At 70.4% G+C, this 3,640-nt stretch carries 3 protein-coding genes and 1 pseudogene; all 4 read right to left on the bottom strand.

Annotated elements, in window-relative coordinates; translation table 11 throughout:
* Positions 1-187 (bottom strand): annotated as a pseudogene (locus AB8Z36_RS33765) (RNA-binding protein); the annotation flags it as partial.
* 12 nt (positions 188-199) lie between these two features.
* Complete coding sequence (locus AB8Z36_RS33760; RefSeq protein WP_369217200.1) at positions 200-1,054, bottom strand: GAF domain-containing protein; 855 nt, start codon at positions 1,052-1,054, stop codon at positions 200-202.
* Between the two features lie 22 nt (positions 1,055-1,076).
* Positions 1,077-2,942 carry a CheR family methyltransferase gene (locus tag AB8Z36_RS33755; protein WP_369217199.1) on the bottom strand — a complete coding sequence of 622 codons (1,866 nt, stop codon included), beginning with the start codon at positions 2,940-2,942 and terminating at the stop codon, positions 1,077-1,079.
* Positions 2,942-3,541, bottom strand: coding sequence for a chemotaxis protein CheB (locus tag AB8Z36_RS33750; protein WP_369217198.1), 600 nt, complete (start codon positions 3,539-3,541; stop codon positions 2,942-2,944). The genes AB8Z36_RS33755 and AB8Z36_RS33750 overlap by 1 nt, the downstream gene beginning before the upstream one ends.
* Positions 3,542-3,640: the final 99 nt, after the last annotated feature.

Genomic DNA, 3,640 nt, shown 5'->3' with positions numbered 1-3,640 from the left:
CGGAGCCGCCCACCCGTGTCTCGGCCCGCCCGCCCGGTGCGTAGACGACGGACGCGGCTTCCGCGCCGAGCACGGACGGGCTGCGCTCGGCGAGGACCGAGAGCGTGCCCGGGACGTCCGACGGCCCTTCCGTGGTGCTGCCCACCAGGGCCACGAACACGTCGGCGAGCTGTTGCTCGGGGGTCACGCCACTTCTCCCTCAGCCGAAATTAAGGTCACCTTGCACAATGCGTCCGGCGATCACCTCGGGTGATGACTCCTCGGCGAACGCCCGGGCCTTGATGAGCGCCAGCGCGTCACCGACCCGGCAGCCGAGCCGGACGGAGAGCATGCCCGCCGCCTGCTGCACCGACTCCCGGTGATTGGTGCCGCCGTACAGCTCCGGGTCCGCGTCGGGCCCGAGGAGCACGATGCGGGTCAGGGCCGCGGCCACCTCGGTGAGACACGCGGTCTCCGCGAGTCCGGGCCGGGGGTCGAAGACCGCGAGGGCGCCGATACAGCTGTCACGGGTACCCAGCGGAACCGCGGCCACCGAGGTGATGCCCAGCGAGGCGACGGCCGGGCCGTACCCCGGCCAGCGCGCCTCTATCGCCGAGCCCGACGCGTGGATCGGGCGCCGCTCCGACGCCGCGTCCCGCGAGGGGCCCTCGCCGAGCATGTACTCCAAATCCTGCGCGGCCCGCGAATGCTCGTCGGAGACCGCGACGGCCAGTTGGTTCTGCGCGGAGTCGACCAGGGTGAGCGCCGCGCTGTCCGTGCCGCACACCTCGGCGACGCCGGTCATGAACTGCGGCTGGATTCCTTTGCCGGTGGCCCACTCCGTCATCCGCAGCGCGTACGCCTCCTGGAGGCGGGCGGAGGAGCGGTGGCACGCGGCCGTCCGGCGCTGCACCGCCGCGACGTGGGCGTGGAACTCGCCTCCCGACGAGACGGCGAGCAGCTCGTGCCGCTCGGCGACGGCCGCGGCCCGCTCCGCGCGTTCGAGGGCGCGGGCGGCGCGGCGCCGCGCCATGGCGGCCAGACCGAGAGCTTCCTCTCGCCGCTGCGGGTTCATGACTGAAGCGTACGCCGCCGGGTCACCCCGAGCGCTCGCTTCGGCTCTCTTCCATCATCAGGACCACTCCGCCGTTGTGTCCGTCGAAGGGGGAGCAGAAAACATCGCATTTGATCGGACGTCCGATACGGCTGAGGGCCTGTACCCCGACCGGTCCGGAGCGCTTGCGGGTCTCCTGGCACTGCCGCACCAGGGGCTGGAGGGAGCCCGTGGGCAGGCCGAAGTCCAGGTCGAAGAAGGGCTGGTCGACGACCTCGTCGGCGCGCAGCCCCCACAGGTCGACTGCGCCGCGGTTCCAGCTCTTGACGCGCAGCCTGTTGTCGAGGACGACCACACCCGCCGCGATGCTCGTCAGCACGGCCTCCAGGAACGCCCGGGCCTCGTCGAGCTCCTCGGTGCGGATGCGCATCTCGTCATTCATGGTCTCCAGTTCCTCGTTGCCGGACTGGAGTTCCTCGTTGGTGGTCTCCAGCTCCTCGTTGGTCGACTGGAGCTCTTCGTTGGTCGTCTCCAGTTCCTCGATGCTGGACTGGAGTTCCTCGTTGGTGGTCTCCAGCTCCTCGTTGGTCGACTGGAGTTCCTCGTACGCCGTCTCCAGGTCTTCCCGTACCCGCTTGACCTCGGCCTTGAGCTGGGTGGCCACGGTGACGTCGGTGAAGGAGATCGTGGTCGCCACGTGCAGGCCGTTGGCCCCGGTGAGCGGCTGGATGAGGATGTCGAGGTACTGGGTCTCCTCGCCCACCCTGCGCTCGACCCGGTTGACCCGTAGCGTCCTGCGCTCGTGGTTGGCCTGGTCGATGAGGGAGCGCAGCTCGACCGGCCGGTAGGAGATCTCCAGGTCCTGGAAGGGACGGCCGACGTCGCCCGCCGTCAGGCCGAACTGGATGCGCGCCTGACTGTTGATCACGACGACGGCGCCGTCGCCGTCGATGGCGATCCACGGCGTCGGACCCGCGTCGAGCACCAGGTCGCGCAGTTGCCGCGTACGCGCCACGGAGTGCAGCTCCACGCCCATGCTCGGCCGGACCTTCAGGGGCGCGGGCTGGTACGGCAGCCCGGCCTCGCCGGTGCGGCGGCGGAAGACCCGCTGCCGCATGTCGGCGACCTCGAAGCGGTCGGCGTCGTTCAGGAGCATCTCGGCCTTGCCGAGGAAGAGGTAGCCGCCCTGGCGCAGCGCGAAGTAGAAGCGGTCGACGATCTGCGTCTGCGCCTCGACGTTGAAGTACATCAGCGTGTTCCGGCAGACCAGCAGGTCGAGCCGGGAGATGGGCGCGTCGCGGGTGATGTCGTGGCGGCCGAAGATGACGCGGCGGCGCAGATCGGGGCGGAAGCTGAGCTGGGCGCCGTTCGGCTCGAAGTACTTCTCCCGCAGCTCGGGGGCGAGGGACTCCAGCGCCTTGGTCGGGTAGAGACCTGACCGCGCCTCGCGCAGCGCCTCCTCGTCGACGTCCGTCGCGTAGATCTTGACGCGGCGCAGGCACTCCTCCATGCCCAGCGCCTCCGCGAACATGATGGCGAGGGAGTACGCCTCATCACCGCTGGAACAACCCGCGCTCCAGACCCTGATCTCCTGCTCGGGCGTGAGCTCGGCGAGCAGGTCGGGGACGACCTCCCGCTGGAGGAAGGTCCAGGCGTCCGGGTCGCGGAAGAAGGAGGTGACATTGATCAGGATCGTGTTGAACAGCGCGCTGAACTCGTCCGCGCTCGCTTCCAGGAGGTCCTGGTAGTCGGTGTAGGAGTCGATGCCGACGTCGGACATCCGCTTGTGGATGCGCCGCCCCAGGGTGGAACGCTTGTAGCCCGTGAAGTCGAAGCCTCGTGCCTCCCTGATGAAGACGAGCAGATCCTCCAGGGCCTCATTGGGTTCGTTGTGCTGGGGTTCGCTCATCACTGCCTCTTGGCTCCTACCAGTCCGCTGACCACAGCGGCGATCTCCTCAAGAGGTAGCACGAAATCGACCGCTCCCGTGTCCACCGCCGCTTGGGGCATTCCTGGGAACTCCGCCGTTCCGGGGTCCTGGGCGATCACGGACCCGCCCGCCGCCCTGACCGCGAGGGCCCCCTGCGCGCCGTCCACACCGGTCCCGGTGAGCACACAGGCCAGGGTCCTCGGCCCGTACGCGTGGGCGGCCGACTCGAAGAGCCGGTCGGCCGAGGGGCGTACGAAGTGGACGGGTTCGGTGCTGGTCAGTTCGAGGACGCCGTCGGGCCCGACCAGCAGGTGCCGGTCGGGCGGGGCGATGTAGACGGTGCCGGGTGCCGCGGCCGTCCCGTCCACGGCCAGCCTGACCGGCAGCTCGGTGCGCCGCTCCAGGACCTCGTCGAGCACGGTCCGGTGTCGCGGGTCGAGGTGCTGGACCAGGAGCAACGGCACCGGGAAGTCCGGGCCCAGCGCACCGAGGAAGGTGGTCAGGCCACGGATGCCGCCCGCCGACGACGCGACCGTGACGATGGCGTAGGGGCCCGGGGCGGGCTGGTCGGCCGTCACCCGGCGAGCCTATCGGAACGGGGACCAGGCGGAGAGGCGGCGACGAGCCTCGTGGGCGGGGGCCCGGCGGGTGCTTCGCGGGGCCCGGCGGGTGTGCAC

Source organism: Streptomyces flavofungini (assembly GCF_041028215.1).
Taxonomy (GTDB): Bacteria; Actinomycetota; Actinomycetes; order Streptomycetales; family Streptomycetaceae; genus Streptomyces; species Streptomyces flavofungini_B.
The sequence above is the reverse complement of the archived record's forward strand: the minus strand, read 5'-3'. Positions and strand labels throughout refer to the sequence as shown.

What these genes read in the sequence shown, in the direction of transcription:
- AB8Z36_RS33760 (WP_369217200.1), bottom strand. Translation starts at nt 1,054, where the DNA reads ATGAACCCGCAGCGGCGAGAGGAAGCTCTCGGTCTGGCCGCCATGGCG.
- AB8Z36_RS33755 (WP_369217199.1), bottom strand. Translation starts at nt 2,942, where the DNA reads ATGAGCGAACCCCAGCACAACGAACCCAATGAGGCCCTGGAGGATCTG.